The sequence below is a fragment of the Rhizobiaceae bacterium genome (assembly GCA_023953835.1).
Classification (GTDB): Bacteria; Pseudomonadota; Alphaproteobacteria; order Rhizobiales; family Rhizobiaceae; genus Mesorhizobium_G.
In genome coordinates this window covers 2,772,181-2,788,832 of the sequence record JAMLJB010000001.1, presented here as the reverse complement: position 1 = coordinate 2,788,832, position 16,652 = coordinate 2,772,181, and the positions used below count along the sequence as shown (strand labels likewise).

General features: G+C 61.9%; 19 protein-coding genes. 15 read left to right on the top strand and 4 right to left on the bottom strand.

What is annotated here, in order from left to right:
• Nucleotides 1-45: 45 nt before the first annotated feature.
• From M9924_13155 to ureG, 15 genes are all read left to right on the top strand, one after another.
• On the top strand, nucleotides 46-429 hold the full coding sequence (locus M9924_13155) for a DUF305 domain-containing protein (GenBank protein MCO5065344.1): 384 nt from the start codon (nucleotides 46-48) through the stop codon (nucleotides 427-429).
• Nucleotides 430-740: 311 nt separating this feature from the next.
• A complete protein-coding gene (gene urtA, locus M9924_13150) occupies nucleotides 741-2,048 on the top strand; it encodes an urea ABC transporter substrate-binding protein (GenBank protein ID MCO5065343.1) in 1,308 nt (435 codons plus the stop codon).
• Between the two features lie 69 nt (nucleotides 2,049-2,117).
• Entirely contained in the window at nucleotides 2,118-3,734 is a 1,617-nt protein-coding gene (gene urtB / locus M9924_13145) for an urea ABC transporter permease subunit UrtB (GenBank protein MCO5065342.1), read from the top strand.
• Nucleotides 3,731-4,900, top strand: coding sequence for an urea ABC transporter permease subunit UrtC (gene urtC, locus M9924_13140; protein ID MCO5065341.1), 1,170 nt, complete (start codon nucleotides 3,731-3,733; stop codon nucleotides 4,898-4,900). The genes urtB and urtC overlap by 4 nt, the downstream gene beginning before the upstream one ends.
• A 4-nt stretch (nucleotides 4,901-4,904) precedes the next feature.
• The gene (urtD, locus tag M9924_13135) at nucleotides 4,905-5,651 is read left to right on the top strand and encodes an urea ABC transporter ATP-binding protein UrtD (protein MCO5065340.1); all 747 of its coding nucleotides are present in this window, start codon (nucleotides 4,905-4,907) and stop codon (nucleotides 5,649-5,651) included.
• Between the two features lie 2 nt (nucleotides 5,652-5,653).
• Nucleotides 5,654-5,839 carry a hypothetical protein gene (locus M9924_13130; protein ID MCO5065339.1) on the top strand — a complete coding sequence of 62 codons (186 nt, stop codon included), beginning with the start codon at nucleotides 5,654-5,656 and terminating at the stop codon, nucleotides 5,837-5,839.
• Complete coding sequence (urtE, locus tag M9924_13125; protein ID MCO5065338.1) at nucleotides 5,839-6,534, top strand: urea ABC transporter ATP-binding subunit UrtE; 696 nt, start codon at nucleotides 5,839-5,841, stop codon at nucleotides 6,532-6,534. Before M9924_13130 ends, urtE begins: the two co-directional genes overlap by 1 nt.
• Nucleotides 6,509-7,354 carry an urease accessory protein UreD gene (locus M9924_13120; GenBank protein ID MCO5065337.1) on the top strand — a complete coding sequence of 282 codons (846 nt, stop codon included), beginning with the start codon at nucleotides 6,509-6,511 and terminating at the stop codon, nucleotides 7,352-7,354. The genes urtE and M9924_13120 overlap by 26 nt, the downstream gene beginning before the upstream one ends.
• Nucleotides 7,355-7,362: 8 nt before the next feature.
• Complete coding sequence (locus M9924_13115) at nucleotides 7,363-7,665, top strand: urease subunit gamma (GenBank protein MCO5065336.1); 303 nt, start codon at nucleotides 7,363-7,365, stop codon at nucleotides 7,663-7,665.
• 17 nt (nucleotides 7,666-7,682) lie between these two features.
• On the top strand, nucleotides 7,683-8,252 hold the full coding sequence (locus M9924_13110; GenBank protein ID MCO5065335.1) for a HupE/UreJ family protein: 570 nt from the start codon (nucleotides 7,683-7,685) through the stop codon (nucleotides 8,250-8,252).
• Nucleotide 8,253: 1 nt separating this feature from the next.
• Nucleotides 8,254-8,559 (top strand): urease subunit beta, encoded by a 306-nt coding sequence (locus tag M9924_13105; GenBank protein ID MCO5065334.1) that lies wholly within the window; start codon nucleotides 8,254-8,256, stop codon nucleotides 8,557-8,559.
• On the top strand, nucleotides 8,559-10,271 hold the full coding sequence (ureC, locus tag M9924_13100; GenBank protein MCO5065333.1) for an urease subunit alpha: 1,713 nt from the start codon (nucleotides 8,559-8,561) through the stop codon (nucleotides 10,269-10,271). The genes M9924_13105 and ureC overlap by 1 nt, the downstream gene beginning before the upstream one ends.
• A gap of 21 nt (nucleotides 10,272-10,292) precedes the next feature.
• Nucleotides 10,293-10,805, top strand: coding sequence for an urease accessory protein UreE (locus tag M9924_13095; protein ID MCO5065332.1), 513 nt, complete (start codon nucleotides 10,293-10,295; stop codon nucleotides 10,803-10,805).
• On the top strand, nucleotides 10,783-11,454 hold the full coding sequence (locus tag M9924_13090; protein ID MCO5065331.1) for an urease accessory protein UreF: 672 nt from the start codon (nucleotides 10,783-10,785) through the stop codon (nucleotides 11,452-11,454). Before M9924_13095 ends, M9924_13090 begins: the two co-directional genes overlap by 23 nt.
• A complete protein-coding gene (ureG, locus tag M9924_13085; GenBank protein ID MCO5065330.1) occupies nucleotides 11,448-12,122 on the top strand; it encodes an urease accessory protein UreG in 675 nt (224 codons plus the stop codon). The genes M9924_13090 and ureG overlap by 7 nt, the downstream gene beginning before the upstream one ends.
• Here ureG and ccoS read toward each other — a convergent pair.
• From ccoS to ccoG, 4 genes are read right to left on the bottom strand one after another with little or no spacing between them, the layout of a single operon-like run.
• Entirely contained in the window at nucleotides 12,105-12,275 is a 171-nt protein-coding gene (gene ccoS / locus M9924_13080; protein MCO5065329.1) for a cbb3-type cytochrome oxidase assembly protein CcoS, read from the bottom strand. The genes ureG and ccoS overlap by 18 nt on opposite strands.
• Complete coding sequence (cadA, locus tag M9924_13075) at nucleotides 12,272-14,512, bottom strand: cadmium-translocating P-type ATPase (GenBank protein MCO5065328.1); 2,241 nt, start codon at nucleotides 14,510-14,512, stop codon at nucleotides 12,272-12,274. The genes ccoS and cadA overlap by 4 nt, the downstream gene beginning before the upstream one ends.
• Complete coding sequence (locus tag M9924_13070; GenBank protein MCO5065327.1) at nucleotides 14,509-15,003, bottom strand: FixH family protein; 495 nt, start codon at nucleotides 15,001-15,003, stop codon at nucleotides 14,509-14,511. Before M9924_13070 ends, cadA begins: the two co-directional genes overlap by 4 nt.
• The gene (gene ccoG, locus M9924_13065; GenBank protein ID MCO5065326.1) at nucleotides 15,000-16,559 is read right to left on the bottom strand and encodes a cytochrome c oxidase accessory protein CcoG; all 1,560 of its coding nucleotides are present in this window, start codon (nucleotides 16,557-16,559) and stop codon (nucleotides 15,000-15,002) included. Before ccoG ends, M9924_13070 begins: the two co-directional genes overlap by 4 nt.
• Nucleotides 16,560-16,652 lie beyond the last annotated feature (93 nt).

Here is a 16,652-nt window from a genome sequence, read left to right as displayed (position 1 = left end):
CCAGTCACTGGAAGGAATAGGCATATCCCATAGCATGGAAAGGAAATGCCTGTGAAACGTACTCTCACCTTGTTCGCAACGATCGCAGCCTTGACAATGGCTGTGCCGGTTGTTGCCCAGGACCAGTCCGGCCATCAGATGCCAGGAATGATGGACCATATGGGCTCCGATCCCGCATCCGACGCTTACAAAGCCGCCATGGACAAGATGCATGCCGACATGAGCGCCATGGCGCCGACCGGCGATCCCGATGTGGATTTCGTGCGCGGCATGATCCCTCACCATCAGGCTGCCATCGAGATGGCGAAGGCACAGCTCGAATATGGCAAAGACCCTGAGATCCGGAAACTCTCCCAGGATATCATTGCCGCGCAGGAAAGCGAGATCAAGCAGATGCAGGACTGGCTGGCAAAGCACGCCCCGAACTAAACCACCACTTAACGCGCGCGGCACCAAGGCGGAATTGGCCGTGCCGTTCGGAAGGCCCAGCCTCGCATGCTGGGCTTTTTCAGTTTTGGAGCAATGCAGATTGCCAGCGCTAATGCTAAATATCTAGTCACTGATTAAATATTGAGCAATTACCCAACGTAACGCACAAGATGCGTTCACTCGCAGTAAATTTCGACGCGACTTGAACACCCTATCCTCTTGAAAAGCCTTGGCCGCCCGCACTGCCTTTCATCTGGCACGTCACTTGCTTTTATCTGCTGCGGTGCACAAGAAAGAAAGGGGAAGGCGCCATGTTGGAGATTTCGCAGAGAGCCCGCCGGCTGCTGAGCGCGGCAACGCTAGCCGGGACGATGGCCTATGCAGGCATTGCAGGAGCGCAGGAAGACACCATCAAGATCGGCATCTTGCACTCGCTGTCGGGCACGATGGCGATTTCGGAGACGACGCTGAAGGACGCCATGTTGATGCTCATCGACGAGCAGAACAAGAAGGGCGGCGTGCTCGGCAAGAAGCTCGAGGCCGTCGTGGTCGATCCGGCTTCCGATTGGCCGCTTTTCGCTGAAAAGGCACGCGAACTCATTTCATCGGACAAGGTTTCCGCAGTGTTCGGCTGCTGGACGTCCGTGTCGCGCAAATCCGTGCTGCCGGTGTTCGAGGAGCTGGACAACATTCTCTTCTACCCCGTCCAGTATGAAGGTGAGGAAAGCCAGCGCAACGTGTTCTACACCGGCGCGGCACCCAACCAGCAGGCCATCCCCGCCGTTGACTACCTGATGGAGTCAGAAGGCGTGGAGCGCTGGGTGCTGGCAGGCACCGACTATGTCTATCCGCAGACCACAAACAAGATCCTCCAGGCCTATCTGGAATCCAAGGGCGTGGCCAAGGAAGACATCATGGTCAACTACACGCCCTTCGGTCATTCCGACTGGCAGACCATCGTGACGGACATCAAGAATTTCGGCTCCGCCGGCAAGAAGACCGCCGTGGTTTCGACCATCAACGGCGACGCCAACGTTCCCTTCTATAAGGAACTGGGCAATCAGGGCATCAAGGCGGAAGACATCCCGGTCGTTGCGTTCTCGGTCGGCGAGGAAGAACTGGCCGGTCTCGACACCGCCCCGCTGGTCGGCCACCTCGCCGCCTGGAACTATTTCGAGTCTGTCGATACGCCGGCCAACGCCGAGTTTATCAAGACCTGGAAGGCATACACCAAGAACGACAAGCGCGTGACGAACGATCCGATGGAAGCGCACTATATCGGCTTCAACATGTGGGTCAAAGCCGTTGAAAAGGCCGGCACAACCGATCCGGATGCCGTGATCGACGCGTTGGTCGGCGTCTCGGTTCCGAACCTTTCCGGCGGCTATTCGACCATGATGCCGAACCACCACATCACCAAGCCGGTGATGATCGGCGAAATCCAGGCGGACGGCCAGTTCGAGACTGTTTGGCAAACGCCGGGGCTCGTCATGGGTGACGAATGGTCCGACTATCTCCCGGACTCAAAAGACCTGATCTCGGATTGGCGCGCGCCGATGTCGTGCGGCAATTTCAACGTCAAGACAGGTAAGTGCGGCGGCAAGGGCACCACGAACTAGCCGCACTAGCGCGGAGCTCCCGGGCAACTCCTCCTGCCCGGGAGTCCACTTCTCGAAGCCGCGGAAAGCATGAAGCCATTGCGAACGATTATTGCAACGATAGCAGCGCTATTCCTTTTCGTCTCAGGCGCCTTTGCGGATGAAGCTGCGCTAAAGGCAACCTTGTCAAAGCTTGCAGAAGCAAAATCCTTTCCGCAGATTGAAGCCGTCGTTCGCGAATTGGGCGCTTCCGGCGATCCCGCAGTCGGCAAGGCGCTTGAGGCGCTGAGCGAAGGCGATCTCTACATTCGCAAATCTGACAACGCAGTTTTCATCGCCCGCGAGAGCGGCGCGGCTATGATGCTCTCCGATCCGATCAGCGGCGAGGCCGCCGGAGAAGCCCAGAAATCCGAGGTCACAAAGGTCCGCGTCAACAATGCGCTACGCCGCGCCGTGCGCGAGGTGGCGGGCAGCCTGACGCTTGGCGCAGCCGATCCCGCGCAACGGCTTGCCGCAGCAACGGCGCTCTTCCAGCGTCCTGACCCGTCGGCCATCGAAACAATCGACGCCGCCATCGCTCGCGAAACCGACCAAAGCGTGAAGGGAAAGCTCGAAGCCGCGCGTGCCGCTGCGGTCCTTTCGTCCGACCTCGGCGACGACGACAAGAAGGCGGCAATCACGCTTCTCGCCGGGTTGGGAAATCGCGAGGCCCTGACGCTGCTCGGCAGCTTTGCGGGCAGCGCAAGCGGTCCGCTGAAGGATGCGGCCGACAGCGCGGCGGACAATATCCGCTCGCATCTCGCGCTGTGGGATGCAGCTCAGAATATCTGGTACGGCCTGTCGCTCGGTTCGGTCCTGCTACTCGCAGCCATCGGCCTTGCCATCACATTCGGCGTCATGGGCGTCATCAACATGGCGCATGGCGAAATGGTCATGATCGGCGCCTACGTCACCTTCGTCGTGCAGCAGGCGACGTTGTCGTTCGCGCCGGGATTGTCGGACTGGTCATTGGCGTTCGCGGTCCCCATCGCGTTCCTGATCGCCGCCGCGATCGGCATTGCCATCGAGCGCGGTATCATCCGATTCCTCTACGGACGCCCGCTGGAAACGCTGCTCGCAACCTGGGGCGTGTCGCTCATTCTCCAGCAAGGTGTGCGCACGATCTTCGGCCCGACAAACCGCGAGGTGGCCAATCCAAGCTGGATGTCAGGCGGCTTCGAGCTTGGCCAGATGGCGATCACCTGGAACCGGCTCTGGATCATGGCTTTTTCGCTGGCGGTCTTTGCCCTGCTCCTGTTCGTCTCGAACCGGACGAGCTGGGGCTTGCAGATGCGTGCCGTGACCCAGAATCGCCGCATGGCGGGTTCTATGGGCATCCGAACGCCGTGGGTCGATGCATTCACATTCGGGCTCGGCTCCGGCATTGCGGGGATTGCAGGCGTGGCGCTGAGCCAAATCGGCAATGTCTCGCCAAATCTCGGCCAGACCTACATCATCGACTCATTCATGGTCGTCGTCTTCGGCGGGGTCGGAAACCTCTGGGGCACGCTGCTCGGCGCCTTCTCGCTCGGCATCGCAAACAAGTTCCTTGAGCCCTATGCCGGTGCGGTGCTCGGCAAGATCATCGTGCTTGTGCTCATCATCCTGTTCATCCAGAAGCGTCCGCGCGGCCTGTTCGCGCTCAAGGGCCGGGCGGTGGAAGCATGATTACCGCCCGCTTCTTCCGCGACGGCGCGGATACGCGCATTGTCGTCGTCGCCCTGCTCCTCGTGGCAATCGCGGCCCTCGTCCCGGTACTCAACCTGTTCGTATCGCCGTCGAACCCCTTTCACGTACCGACGCACATCGTGGCACTGACCGGCAAATATCTGTGCTATGCGATGCTGGCGCTTTCGCTCGACCTCGCATGGGGTTTCTGTGGCATTCTCTCGCTCGGGCACGGCGCATTCTTCGCGCTCGGCGGCTATGCGATGGGCATGTACCTGATGCGCCAGATCGGCGCGCGTGGAGTCTACGGAAACCCCGAACTTCCCGACTTCATGGTATTCCTCAACTGGAAGGAACTGCCCTGGTACTGGTACGGCTTTGGTCATTTTCCCTTCGCCGCGCTGATGGTGCTTCTGGTGCCGGGATTGCTGGCCTTCTGCTTCGGCTGGCTGGCCTTCCGCAGCCGCGTTACCGGCGTCTATCTTTCGATCATCACGCAGGCCATGACCTATGCGCTGCTGCTCGCCTTCTTCCGCAACGACATGGGCTTCGGCGGCAATAACGGCCTGACCGATTTCAAGGACATACTCGGTTTCAACGTGCAGGCGCCCGCCACCCGCGCGACGCTCTTTGCCGCAAGCGCACTCATCCTCGCAGCCGCGATCCTGTTGACCTCGGCAATCGTGAAGTCGAAGCTTGGCAAGCTGATGGTGGCCGTCCGCGACGCCGAAAGCCGCACGCGCTTCATCGGATGGCGCCCCGAACACGTGAAGCTGTTCGGCTTCACGCTTTCCGCCGTCATGGCGGGCATCGCTGGCGCACTCTACGTGCCTCAGGTCGGCATCATCAATCCGAGCGAATTTGCACCGGCAAACTCGATCGAGGTGGTCATATGGACGGCCATCGGCGGTCGCGGCACGATCATCGGCCCGGTGATCGGCGCGGTTTCAGTCAATTTCATGAAGAGCTGGTTTACTGCCGCCCTGCCCGAATTCTGGCTTTTCGCGCTGGGCGGCCTGTTCATCGCGGTGACGTTGTTCCTGCCAAAAGGAATTGTGGGCCTTTGGGACAGTTGGCGCGCACCGAAGCCTCGGCCCCAGGAACCCGAACCCACCAGCGACGAAAAAGAGGCCGGCATCATCGCCGAGCCGCAACCGGCAGAGTGATGGCATGAACAAGGCCCATACCATTCTCTACCTGGACGGTGTGTCCGTCGCCTTCGACGGTTTCAAAGCGATCAATAACCTGTCGCTGACGCTCGGCAAGGGCGAGATGCGCGCCATCATCGGCCCCAATGGCGCGGGCAAGACGACAATGATGGACATCATCACCGGCAAGACCCGCCCCGACACGGGTGAAGTATTCTTCGACGCCGAATATGATCTGACCCGGCTGGACGAAACAGAGATCGCCAATCTCGGCATCGGTCGCAAGTTCCAGAAGCCGACGGTGTTCGAAATGCACACCGTCGAGGACAATATCGCACTTTCGCTCAAGGGCAGCCGCAGCATCTTCGGCGCGCTGTTCCACCAGTTGAGCAGCAAGGAGCGCCAGGAGATTGATTCGATTCTGGAAATCATTCGCCTGACGAAGCGTCGGAGCGAACGCGCGGGCGAACTGAGCCACGGCCAGAAACAATGGCTCGAAATCGGAATGCTGCTCGCGCAGGACCCAAAGCTGTTGCTTGTCGACGAGCCGGTCGCCGGGATGACGGACGCCGAAACGAATGAAACCAGCCGCCTGCTCAAGGAGGTGGCGCAGACACATTCGGTCATCGTCGTCGAACACGACATGCATTTCGTTCGCGATCTCGACGTGAGGGTGACCTGCCTTCACGAAGGGTCGGTGCTTTCTGAAGGGTCGCTCGACCATGTGTCGGCGGACCCACGCGTAATCGAAGTCTATCTCGGGAGATGACCATGATCAGACGGGTAAACCTTGCGCTTATGGAAACAGTCCTTGCGGAACGCCGCCGCCAAGAACCGGCTGCGCATCCGCTGGCCGAATATGTCAGCGACTGGACACGCGTCCACACGCCTCCATATGGCCAGATGGAAGAGCGCGAACAAAGCTTCACCATCAGCCTGAACGGACAGGACGACTGATGCTCTCCGTTTCCGACGCGACGCTGCACTATGGCGCGGCGCAGGCGCTGCGCGGGGTCTCGCTCACTGCGCAGACCGGCAAGATAACCTGCGTGCTGGGGCGCAACGGCGTCGGCAAGACCTCGCTGATGCGCGCCATCGTCGGACACCACACGCTTACCAGCGGAAGAATAACCTTCGAGGGGAAGGAACTCGGCCGGGCAACGTCTTATGACCGCGCCCGGTCGGGTATAGCTTTTGTGCCGCAAGGGCGGGAGATCTTCCCGCTGTTGACGGTCAAGGAAAACCTGGAAACCGGCTTTGCGCCGCTCAAGCGCTCGGAACGCACGGTCCCGGAACATGTGTTCGAACTGTTCCCGGTGCTGAAATCCATGCTCACAAGGCGCGGCGGCGATCTCTCCGGCGGCCAGCAGCAGCAATTGGCCATTGGGCGCGCCCTGGTCATGCGACCCAAGCTGCTGGTGCTGGACGAGCCGACCGAGGGCATCCAGCCCTCCATCATCAAGGACATCGGGCGCGCCATCCAGTTCCTGCGCGACACGGTGGGCCTGACCATCATTCTCGTGGAACAATATCTGGAATTTGCGCGCGGGCTTGCGGACCACGTCGCGATCATGGATCGTGGCGAGATCGTTTTCGATGGTGAAGCCGCTGGCCTGGACGACCCGGATGTACGCAGACATCTCATGCTCTGAGAAGCCCGTTGCCGCGCCGCGCATGCAACGTGCCGAAGGGCGCGCACGGCTCGTGCTGCACCGCAAGCATGGCGCGACGCGGCTGAGCGAACTCTATCAATCCGGCTGCTCCAAGATCCGCCTCCCCGCGAAGGCAATCCCGACCGATCCGCAGGAGGCCATTCTCATCAACACGGCGGGCGGCCTGACCGGCGGCGACCGCATTGAAACCGAGATCGCGGCGCACAGCGACGCCGAACTGGTCGTCACCACGCAGGCATGCGAACGCGTCTATCGATCGACCGGAGACATTGCGCGGGTCACGACGAAATTGATCGTCGATAGAGGTGCGCGGATTGCGTGGCTGCCGCAGGAGACGATCCTGTTCAACGAGGGTCGCCTTGCCCGCTCGCTTGAGGCCGACCTGCACGACGACGCCGAATTGCTGGCGGTCGAATCCGTGCTGTTTGGGCGCAAGGCCATGGACGAAACCGTCAATGCGGGCATGTTCCGCGACCGCTGGCGCATTCGCCGCAACGGCAGGCTCGTGTTCGCCGACGACATCCGGCTAGAGGGAGCCATTGCCCGGCAACTTGCGCGGCCCTGCCTGCTGAATGGCGACATGGCGATGGCCGCCGTGCTGCTGATCTCGAAGGACGCCGACACACTGCTCGATCCTGTGCGCGAGGCATTTGGCGAATCCGGAGGCGCAAGTGCGTTCGACGGCAAGCTGGTCGCACGCCTCACTGCGCCCGACAGCCTGTCGCTCAGGCGCGCTCTTGAACCCGCACTGACCGCGCTGATGCGCGGTAGGATACTTCCCAAAGTCTGGAGAATCTGAGTACCGGCATGAACCTGACACCCCGCGAGAAAGACAAACTTCTGATAGCGATGGCCGCCATCGTCGCCCGCAAGCGGCTAGAGCGCGGCGTCAAGCTCAATCACCCTGAGGCCATTGCCCTCATCAGCGATTTCGTCGTTGAGGGTGCACGTGACGGGCGCTCCGTCGCGGACTTGATGGAAGCGGGCGCCCATGTGGTGGCGCGCGACCAGGTCATGGAGGGTGTTGCGGAGATGATCCACGATGTCCAGGTCGAAGCCACCTTTCCCGACGGCGTAAAGCTTGTCACAGTCCACGAACCGATCCGTTAATTCGAAACGAGAGCATCATGAAAAGACTCGCTATTCTCCTCTTTGCGCTGACCCTCTCGACCCCGGCTTTCGCGCATCTTAACCCTGCCGAACACGGTTCATTCGCGGCCGGCTTCTCCCACCCGCTGTTCGGCCTTGACCACATACTGGCCATGGTCGGCGTCGGCCTGTGGGCCTCGCTGCTTGGCGGGCGAGCCATCTGGCTGGTGCCCACGGCGTTCGTATGCACCATGATGATCGGCTTTGCCGCGTCCTTCACCAGCATCGGCCTGCCCTTCGTGGAGCCGACAATTGCCGCGTCGGTTGTGGTGCTCGGCCTGCTGGCGATGGTTGCCTTGCAGGTGCCGACCGTTGCGGGAATGGCGATGGTCGGGTTCTTTGCCTTCTTCCACGGTTATGCGCATGGCGGTGAATTGGGTGAAGCAGGCGCGCTGCCCTTCATGATCGGCTTTGCCATCGCCACGGCCGTGCTTCACGCGGCGGGCGTCGGCTTCGGGCTTTTGATGGGACGAGGTGGACGCATGGCCACGCGCATCGCGGGTGCGCTCACCGCGCTCGGCGGCCTGTGGCTGGTGGCGGGAGCCTGATATGATCCCCGGCGAAATCCTTACCGTTCCGGGCGACATCACCCTCAACGACGGCGTCGATGCCGTAACGCTGGTTGTCGCCAATCGCGGCGACCGTCCTGTTCAGGTCGGCTCGCACTACCACTTCTTCGAAGCCAATTCCGCGCTCGATTTCGACCGTGACGCCGCGCGCGGAAAGCGTCTCGACATAGCCGCCGGGACCGCCGTGCGCTTCGAACCCGGCCAGACGCGCGAAGTGCGGCTGGTGCCCTATGGCGGCAAGCGCGAAGTGTATGGATTCCAGCAGAAAATAATGGGAAAGCTCTGATGGCCGCCACGATCTCCCGCGCCGCATACGCGCAAATGTATGGGCCGACTGTCGGCGACCGTGTGCGGCTGGCAGACACCGAACTCTTTATCGAGGTCGAAAAGGACCTCACCACCTATGGTGAGGAAGTGAAGTTCGGGGGCGGCAAGGTGATCCGCGACGGCATGGGCCAAAGCCAGCTTTCGCGAGCCGAAGGCGCGGTCGATACGGTCATCACCAATGCGCTCATCGTGGACCATTGGGGCATCGTCAAGGCTGACGTCGCGCTGAAGGATGGGCGCATCGCGGCCATCGGCAAGGCGGGCAACCCTGACACGCAGATCGGCGTGGATATCGTCATCGGGCCCGGCACGGAGATCATCGCCGGCGAGGGTCGCATCCTCACCGCGGGAGGCATCGACGCGCATATTCATTTCATATGCCCGCAGCAGATCGACGAGGCGCTGATGTCGGGCGTCACGACCATGCTGGGCGGCGGCACCGGCCCGGCGCATGGCACGCTGGCGACGACCTGCACGCCCGGACCCTGGCATCTGGCGCGAATGATCCAGTCCTTCGACGCCTTCCCGATCAATCTCGGCCTGTCGGGCAAGGGCAACGCATCCCGTCCAGCAGCGCTCGTGGAAATGATCGAGGGCGGTGCCTGCGCACTGAAGCTGCATGAGGACTGGGGCACGACCCCCGCCGCAATCGACGCCTGCCTGTCCGTGGCGGATGAGTTTGACGTTCAGGTGATGATCCACACCGACACGCTGAACGAGAGCGGGTTCGTGGAAGACACGGTCGCGGCCTTCAAGGGACGCACGATCCACGCCTTCCACACCGAGGGCGCAGGCGGTGGCCACGCGCCGGACATCATCAAGGTCTGCGGATTGAAGAACGTCATCCCGTCGTCGACCAATCCGACGCGCCCCTATACGCAGAACACGATTGCCGAGCACCTCGACATGCTCATGGTCTGCCACCACCTCTCGCCGTCGATTCCGGAGGACATTGCCTTCGCCGAAAGCCGCATTCGCAAGGAAACCATCGCGGCGGAGGACATACTCCACGACATCGGCGCGTTCTCCATCATCTCGTCCGACAGTCAGGCCATGGGCCGCGTCGGCGAAGTGCTGATCCGGACATGGCAAACGGCGCACAAGATGAAGGTACAGCGCGGCAGGTTGCCTGACGAAAAGGGCGACAATGACAATCTGCGCGTGCGGCGCTACATCGCGAAATACACAATAAACCCGGCTATCGCGCAGGGGTTGTCAAAGCATGTCGGGTCCGTCGAAGTCGGCAAGCGCGCCGATCTGGTCATCTGGAACCCGGCCTTTTTCGGCGTGAAGCCGGAAATGGTGCTTGTGGGCGGATCGATTGCCGCCGCACCCATGGGCGATCCGAACGCGTCGATCCCGACACCGCAGCCCATGCACTACCGGCCAATGTTCGGCGCGCTCGGACGCGGTCCCGCCGTTTCGTCTGTGACCTTTGTCAGCAAGGCCGCGATGGATGCCGGATTGCAGGAGAAACTCTGCGTCGCCAAGGGCATGGTCGCGGTGGAAAACACGCGTGGAGGGCTGTCGAAACAGTCGATGATCCTGAACGACGCCCTGCCCGAAATCGAGGTCGATCCCGAAACGTACGAGGTGCGCGCTGACGGAGACCTGCTGACCTGCGAACCTGCAACCGTGCTGCCGATGGCGCAACGCTACTTCCTGTTCTAGGTCCTGACCCCGGCATCTGACATGCTTCGCGCCATTTCGCACCGCCACGCAGACGACACCGAGCCATTCGGAACAGTCGTGCTGGACCACACCGAACGGCATCTGCGCCGCAAGGCGATTGCCACCAATCAGGGCGACAAAGTGATGGTTGACCTCCCCGAAGCGGTTCTCTTCGGCGATGGCGACCGGCTGGTGCTGGAGGATGGCAGGACCATCGAGATCATTGCGGCCAAGGAAAAGCTCTACGCCATCACGGCGACAGACATCTGTCCGATCCGCCATCTGGCCTGGCACCTTGGCAACCGCCATCTCGCCGCGCAGATCGACGAAAACCGCATCCTGATCCAGCGCGATCATGTCATCCGCGACATGCTGGAGGGACTTGGCGCGCGGGTGGAAGATGTTATCGAGCGGTTCCAGCCTGTTCATGGGGCGTATCACAGCCACGCCGGCCACCACGGTCACAAGCACGACCATGGACACGACCACGATCATGGGCATGACCATTCACATGGCCATCATCACCATGACTGATCAAGAAGAGCGATCGCTGCTGCGGCTGCTGACCTGGTTGTCACCCGCGTTTCCGGTCGGGTCATTTGCCTACAGCCACGGCATGGAACGGGCGATCCATGACGGCGTCATCCTCGATCGCGCCTCACTTGCGGACTGGCTGCACGACCTGCTGGCGCACGGTTCGGCATGGAACGACGCAGTGATCCTTGCGGCAAGCTGGCGCGAGGCGGACAGCGGCGGCGATTGCGGCGAACTGGCGGAGCTAGCGGCTGCGATGGCGAGCTCGCGCGAGCGGCACATGGAAACAACCCTTCAGGGCGCAGCGTTCACCGAAGCCGCAGCCGCATGGGGCGAGGCGCACGCTGGCGCCCTTCCCTATCCGGTTGCCGTCGGTTTGACGGCGGGGCGCCACGGCATCGCGCTGGAAAAAGCGCTCACGGCCTATCTGCATGCCTTTGTTTCCAACCTCGTGCAGGCGTCCGTTCGGCTCGTGCCCCTTGGGCAACGCGATGGCGTCGCGGTCATCGCCGGGCTGGAAACGGCCTTGCTCGACACGGCGGCACGCGCCGCCGCATCCACAATCGACGATCTTGGATCGGCATCCATCCGTTCCGATATCATGTCCATGAAACACGAAGTTCAATATTCAAGGGTGTTCAGATCATGAGTGCCAACGGTCCACTGCGCGTCGGCATCGGCGGTCCCGTAGGGGCCGGAAAGACCACGCTCACCGAAATGCTGTGCAAGGCGATGCGTGACCGCTACTCGGTGGCTGTCGTGACCAATGACATCTTCACCAAGGAGGACGCGCTGATCCTCAATCGGCTGCAGGCCCTGCCGGAAGATCGCATTCTAGGCGTCGAGACCGGCGGCTGCCCCCACACGGCCATCCGCGAGGACGCATCGATCAACCTCGCCGCTGTTGCCGAGATGCGGCGCAGGTTTCCCGATCTTGATGTCGTATTCATCGAGTCCGGCGGCGACAACCTGGCCGCCACCTTCTCGCCAGACCTTGCCGACATCACGCTCTATGTCATCGACGTCGCCGCAGGGGAGAAGATCCCCCGCAAGGGCGGGCCGGGCATAACGCGGTCGGACCTTCTCATCATTAACAAGATCGACCTTGCACCGCATGTGGGCGCCGATCTCGAAATCATGCGGTCCGATACGCTCAGGCAGCGCGGGCAGCGGCCCTTCGTTTTCACCGACATGCGCCGCCGCAAGGGGCTCGATGAAATCATCGATTTTCTTGTCGAAACCGGGGGCCTGCCGTTGCGCGAGATTGCAGAGAGCGCCGATGACAGGCCGCGTCGCGTTTCAGCGCTTTCGAGGTGACGGCGCAGGCGCTTCGTCATCATCCAGCAGGATTCGGTGCGCGGCCCCATCAAGGTCCTCATATTGGCCGCTGCGCAACGCCCAAAGGAAGCCGACGAGGCCCATAGCCCCGAGGATCAACGCCGCCGGGATCAGAAAGACGAGGTTGGTCACTGCACCGCCTCGCGCAACATGGTTCCGCCTGTCGTCGGCTTTGCGGTCCGCTTGCCCCGCGCGCTGAGCCGCAGCGCATTGCCGATCACCAGCAGCGACGACGCCGACATTGCAACGGCCGCTATCAACGGCGTCACATAGCCGAGAATGGCAATCGGAACCGCGAAGGCATTGTAGACGATTGCCAGCCCGATGTTTTCCTTGACTAGGCGATCCGCGCGCCGTGCGACATCGATGGCGAGCGGCACCGCGTCCAGCCCCTCCCCGAGGAATACAAAATCCGCGGCATTGCGACCGATATCCGCCGCAGTCGCGGGCGCCATCGAAACCTGGGCGGCTGCCAGCGCGGGCGCATCGTTCAGCCCGTCCCCCACCATCAGAACGTTGTGGCCGCTCTCGACCAACTCGCTGATGCGTTCGACCTTTCCGGCGGGCAGAAGCTCCGCCGTGTAGTCATCGATGGAAAGCCGCGACGCGACTGAATCACATTGAGCCTGCACGTCGCCGGAGAGCATCGACACGTCGATGTGCTGCCGCCCGAGTTCGGCGATTGCGGCTTTGGCCTCAGGCCGCAGCCGGTCGTCGAACGAAAAGGCGGCGACTTCGACGCCATTCTTCGCAAGTACCGTGCCATGTGCGCCGGGAGAACCGGGAGCGGCCCATTTTGCGCGGCCAAGCGTCCACTTGTCCTTGCCAAGCCGACCCTTGACACCGCAGCCCGGCACTTCCTCAATGTCCAGAATACGGTCCGGGCCGCTCACGCCTTCCGCCATGATGGCGCGGGAGACCGGATGCCGTGAATGCGCCGCAAGCTCACGGGCGATCGCCATGTGCGAAACGCTGATTTCGGAGCCGTTGACGAGGCGCGGGCTGCCGAGCGTGAGCGTGCCCGTCTTGTCGAACACCGCTTTATCGACGCCCACAAGCCGCTCAAGCGCCGCGCCGTCTTTCATCATGACTCCGCTCTCGAACAGCCGCCGCGCCGCGACCACCTGCACGATCGGAACAGCAAGGCCAAGCGCGCAGGGACAGGTTATGATGAGCACCGCAATTGCGATTGTGATTGAACGGTGCCAGTCGCCGGTCGCGACGATCCATCCGAGGAAGGTCAGGAATGCGGTCAGGTGAACGACCGGGGCGTAAAGTGCCGAAACGCGCTCGGCCAAACGCCGATAGCGTGCTCGACCGCCTTCCGCCGCTTCCATCAGCCGTGTCATCTCCGCAAGGAACGAGGACGAGGCCGGACGCAATGCGCGCAGCACCAGCGGCCCGGTCAGATTGAGCACCCCGGCCCGGAGTTCCTTGCCCGGCTCCACGGTTTGGGGCGCGCTTTCTCCGTTGGTGATCGATGCATCGATGTCCGATTGCCCGCGCTCGACAACGCAATCGACCGGCACGCGCTCGCCCGCCGCGACCAGCAATCGCGAACCTTCGGCGATCTCGGACACTGGACGATATTCCCGCCGTCCGTCGCATTCCTCGACGACCGCGCCCTGCGGCTGGAGCCGCGCCAGCCCGATCACCGCCGAGCGCGCACGGTCGCGCATCACATGGTCCAGCGTGCGCCCGATAAGCAGGAAAAACAGCAACGTGACCGACGCATCGAAATAGGCATAGTGCCCATGCGTGAGCGTTTCATAGAGGCTGAGCGCATAGGCCATGGTGATGCCGATGGCGATTGGCACATCCATGTTCAGGCGGCCGTGACGCAATGCACTCCATGCGGAACGATAGAAAATCCGGCCGGCAATCAGCAGCGCGGGTATGGCGATGAACGCCGACACCCAGTGAAACAGGTCGCGGGTGGCGCCCTCGGCGCCCGACCAGACCGAGACCGACAGCAGCATAATGTTGGCGGCGGCGAAGCCGGACACCGCGACGGCGCGGAACAGTTCGGACAGAGCCTTGTCGCTCGCGGCCTGATCGACGCTGAACAAATTGGGCACATATCCTGTCGCGGCGAGCGTCGAGACAATCGGCGGCAGCGCCTCGCCGCTCCATTGCACTGCAACCCGCTTGGTCGAGAGGTTGACGCGCGCGCGAACCACATTGGGCAGGGCCGAAAGGGCGCGCTCCACGGACTGTATGCATGCCGCGCAATGCACGCTCGGAACCGAAAGCTCAACCTGTCGCACGCCGTTGCCCAGTTCGCGCGACGAAAGCATCACCTCATCGTCGGAGGGAAGCGCTCCCGCAACCTGAAGCGCCATGTCCGCACCTGGCGCGCAACAGGTCATGTCCGTCTGCCTCCAGCGACATGAATGCGCAAAAGTTCCCTATACGGCTTTTCAAGGCCGGCATCCGCCTCGATCTCGACCAGCCATACGCCGTCCGACAGCGAATGGCTCGTTTCAAAAATGCCGTCAGCGCCTTTCACCAGTTCGACGCGCTCATCCTCCCGGTCGTCGACCGGGTGCATGAATTTCACCGTGACGGCGTCAAGACCCACTGCGTGTCCATCCGTGCCGCTCAGCTTGTAGCGCACCCTGCCGTCGGCAACGGTAAGCTCGCTACTCCAGCCGAGGGCATCCTGCGCGCGTGTTTCGGCCATCTTCGCGTTGAACTCCTGACTGGCGACATAGGAGTTTTCCACGATAAGGCCGGTCCAGCTCGACCGGGCAAAATAGGCCATGGTGAAATTCACCGCGATGATGATGCCGAAAAAGGCGAACATTACCAGCAGCATGTGACGACCGGTGAAACCCGTCGTGCGTTCCTGGCCGTTCATTTGGCAACTCCCGGCGCTTCGAACGTCGCGGTGTAGCTGTCGGTCTCGAAGCTCGCCTTGTCCTCCACGACGAATTTGAACGGCTGGGCCGGGCCGGCAATCTGATCGACCGGCTGGCGCACATAGACTTTCAAGGTCTTGAGCTTGTCAGGTTCGACTTGCACCGCGAACGAACGGTCCTCTGGCTGGTCCATGCCAACCACGCTCATCTCGGCACCCTTCAACCCTTGCAGGGTCACGATGATTGTGCGCGGCTCCGGGATCATGTTCAGCAGCTTAACGGTAAAGCCGTTGCGAATCGAGCCGTCCGAAAGCCGGACATATTGAGGATTGCGGTCATGGAGCACGTTCACTTCAAGCCGGTCTCGGGTCAGCAGGCCGTACAGGATGAAAAGACCTACAGCAGACCATGCCGCAAAGTAGACCAGCGTGCGCGGCCTGAAAAGTTCGCGCAACCGGAAATGGACATAGCCAGGCTTGATCTTCTTGTCCTCGCCGCGCACCAGCGGAGGTGAGATTGCCTGTGTTCCGCCGGCTGTCGCGAGGTCCATATTGCGGTTGTAGTCGGCCAATGTCGCATAGGAGATAAGGCCGCGCTCCTTCCCGATCTTGTCCATCACGCTGTCGCAGGCGTCGATGCAAAGGGCGCAGGTGATGCATTCGAGTTGCTGGCCGTCGCGAATGTCTATGCCCATCGGGCAGACGGCCACACACGCATTGCAGTCCACGCAATCGCCAACGGCCTGCCCCGCCGCTGCCGCCTTCTTGGCATGCCGCGAGCGAGGCTCGCCACGCCAGTCATTGTAGGTCACGGTCAGCGAATACTCGTCGAGCATCGCCGCCTGAATGCGCGGCCAAGGGCACATATAGGTGCACACCTGCTCGCGCATCAGGCCACCGAACACGTATGTCGTGGCAGTCAGCACCGCGACGGTGATATAGGCGACAGGCGCCGCCTGCCCCTTGATCAGATCGACCAACAGCGAAGGCGCATCAGCGAAGTAGAATATCCATGCGCCGCCGGTAGCCACCGCAATCGCCAGCCAGATGGCGTGCTTCGCCACCCGCTTCACGACCTTGTCCGCCGACCATGCGCCCTGATCGAGCTTGATGCGCGCGTTGCGGTCGCCTTCGACAAAACGTTCGACCGCAATAAACAGGTCGACCCAGACGGTTTGCGGACAGGTATAGCCGCACCACGCCCGCCCCACGCTGGAGGTAACCAGGAAAAGGCCGAAGCCCGCCATAACGAGGAGGCCGGCCACGAAGTAGAATTCCTGCGGCCAGATTTCGATGAAGAAGAAATAAAAGCGCCGGTTTGCGAGATCGACCAACACGGCCTGATCGGGAGCGTATGGCCCACGATCCCAGCGCAGCCACGGCACGAGGTAGTAGATGCCGAGCGTGATCGCCATGACGATCCATTTGAAGCTGCGGAAACGCCCTTCTGCGCGCTTGGGGAATATCTTGACTCTCTTGGTATATAGAGGCTGGCGGACCTGTGCGGAGTTGACCGCGCTGACTTCGAGCCGCTCTACTTCACCTGTATCGAGCATATCACACTCTCCTGTCCGGCACTTCGCCGAACTGAACGATCCGCCTTCTCACGGAACCGTCCCGAATGCGTTGACTTGCGTCAAACGCCAGAA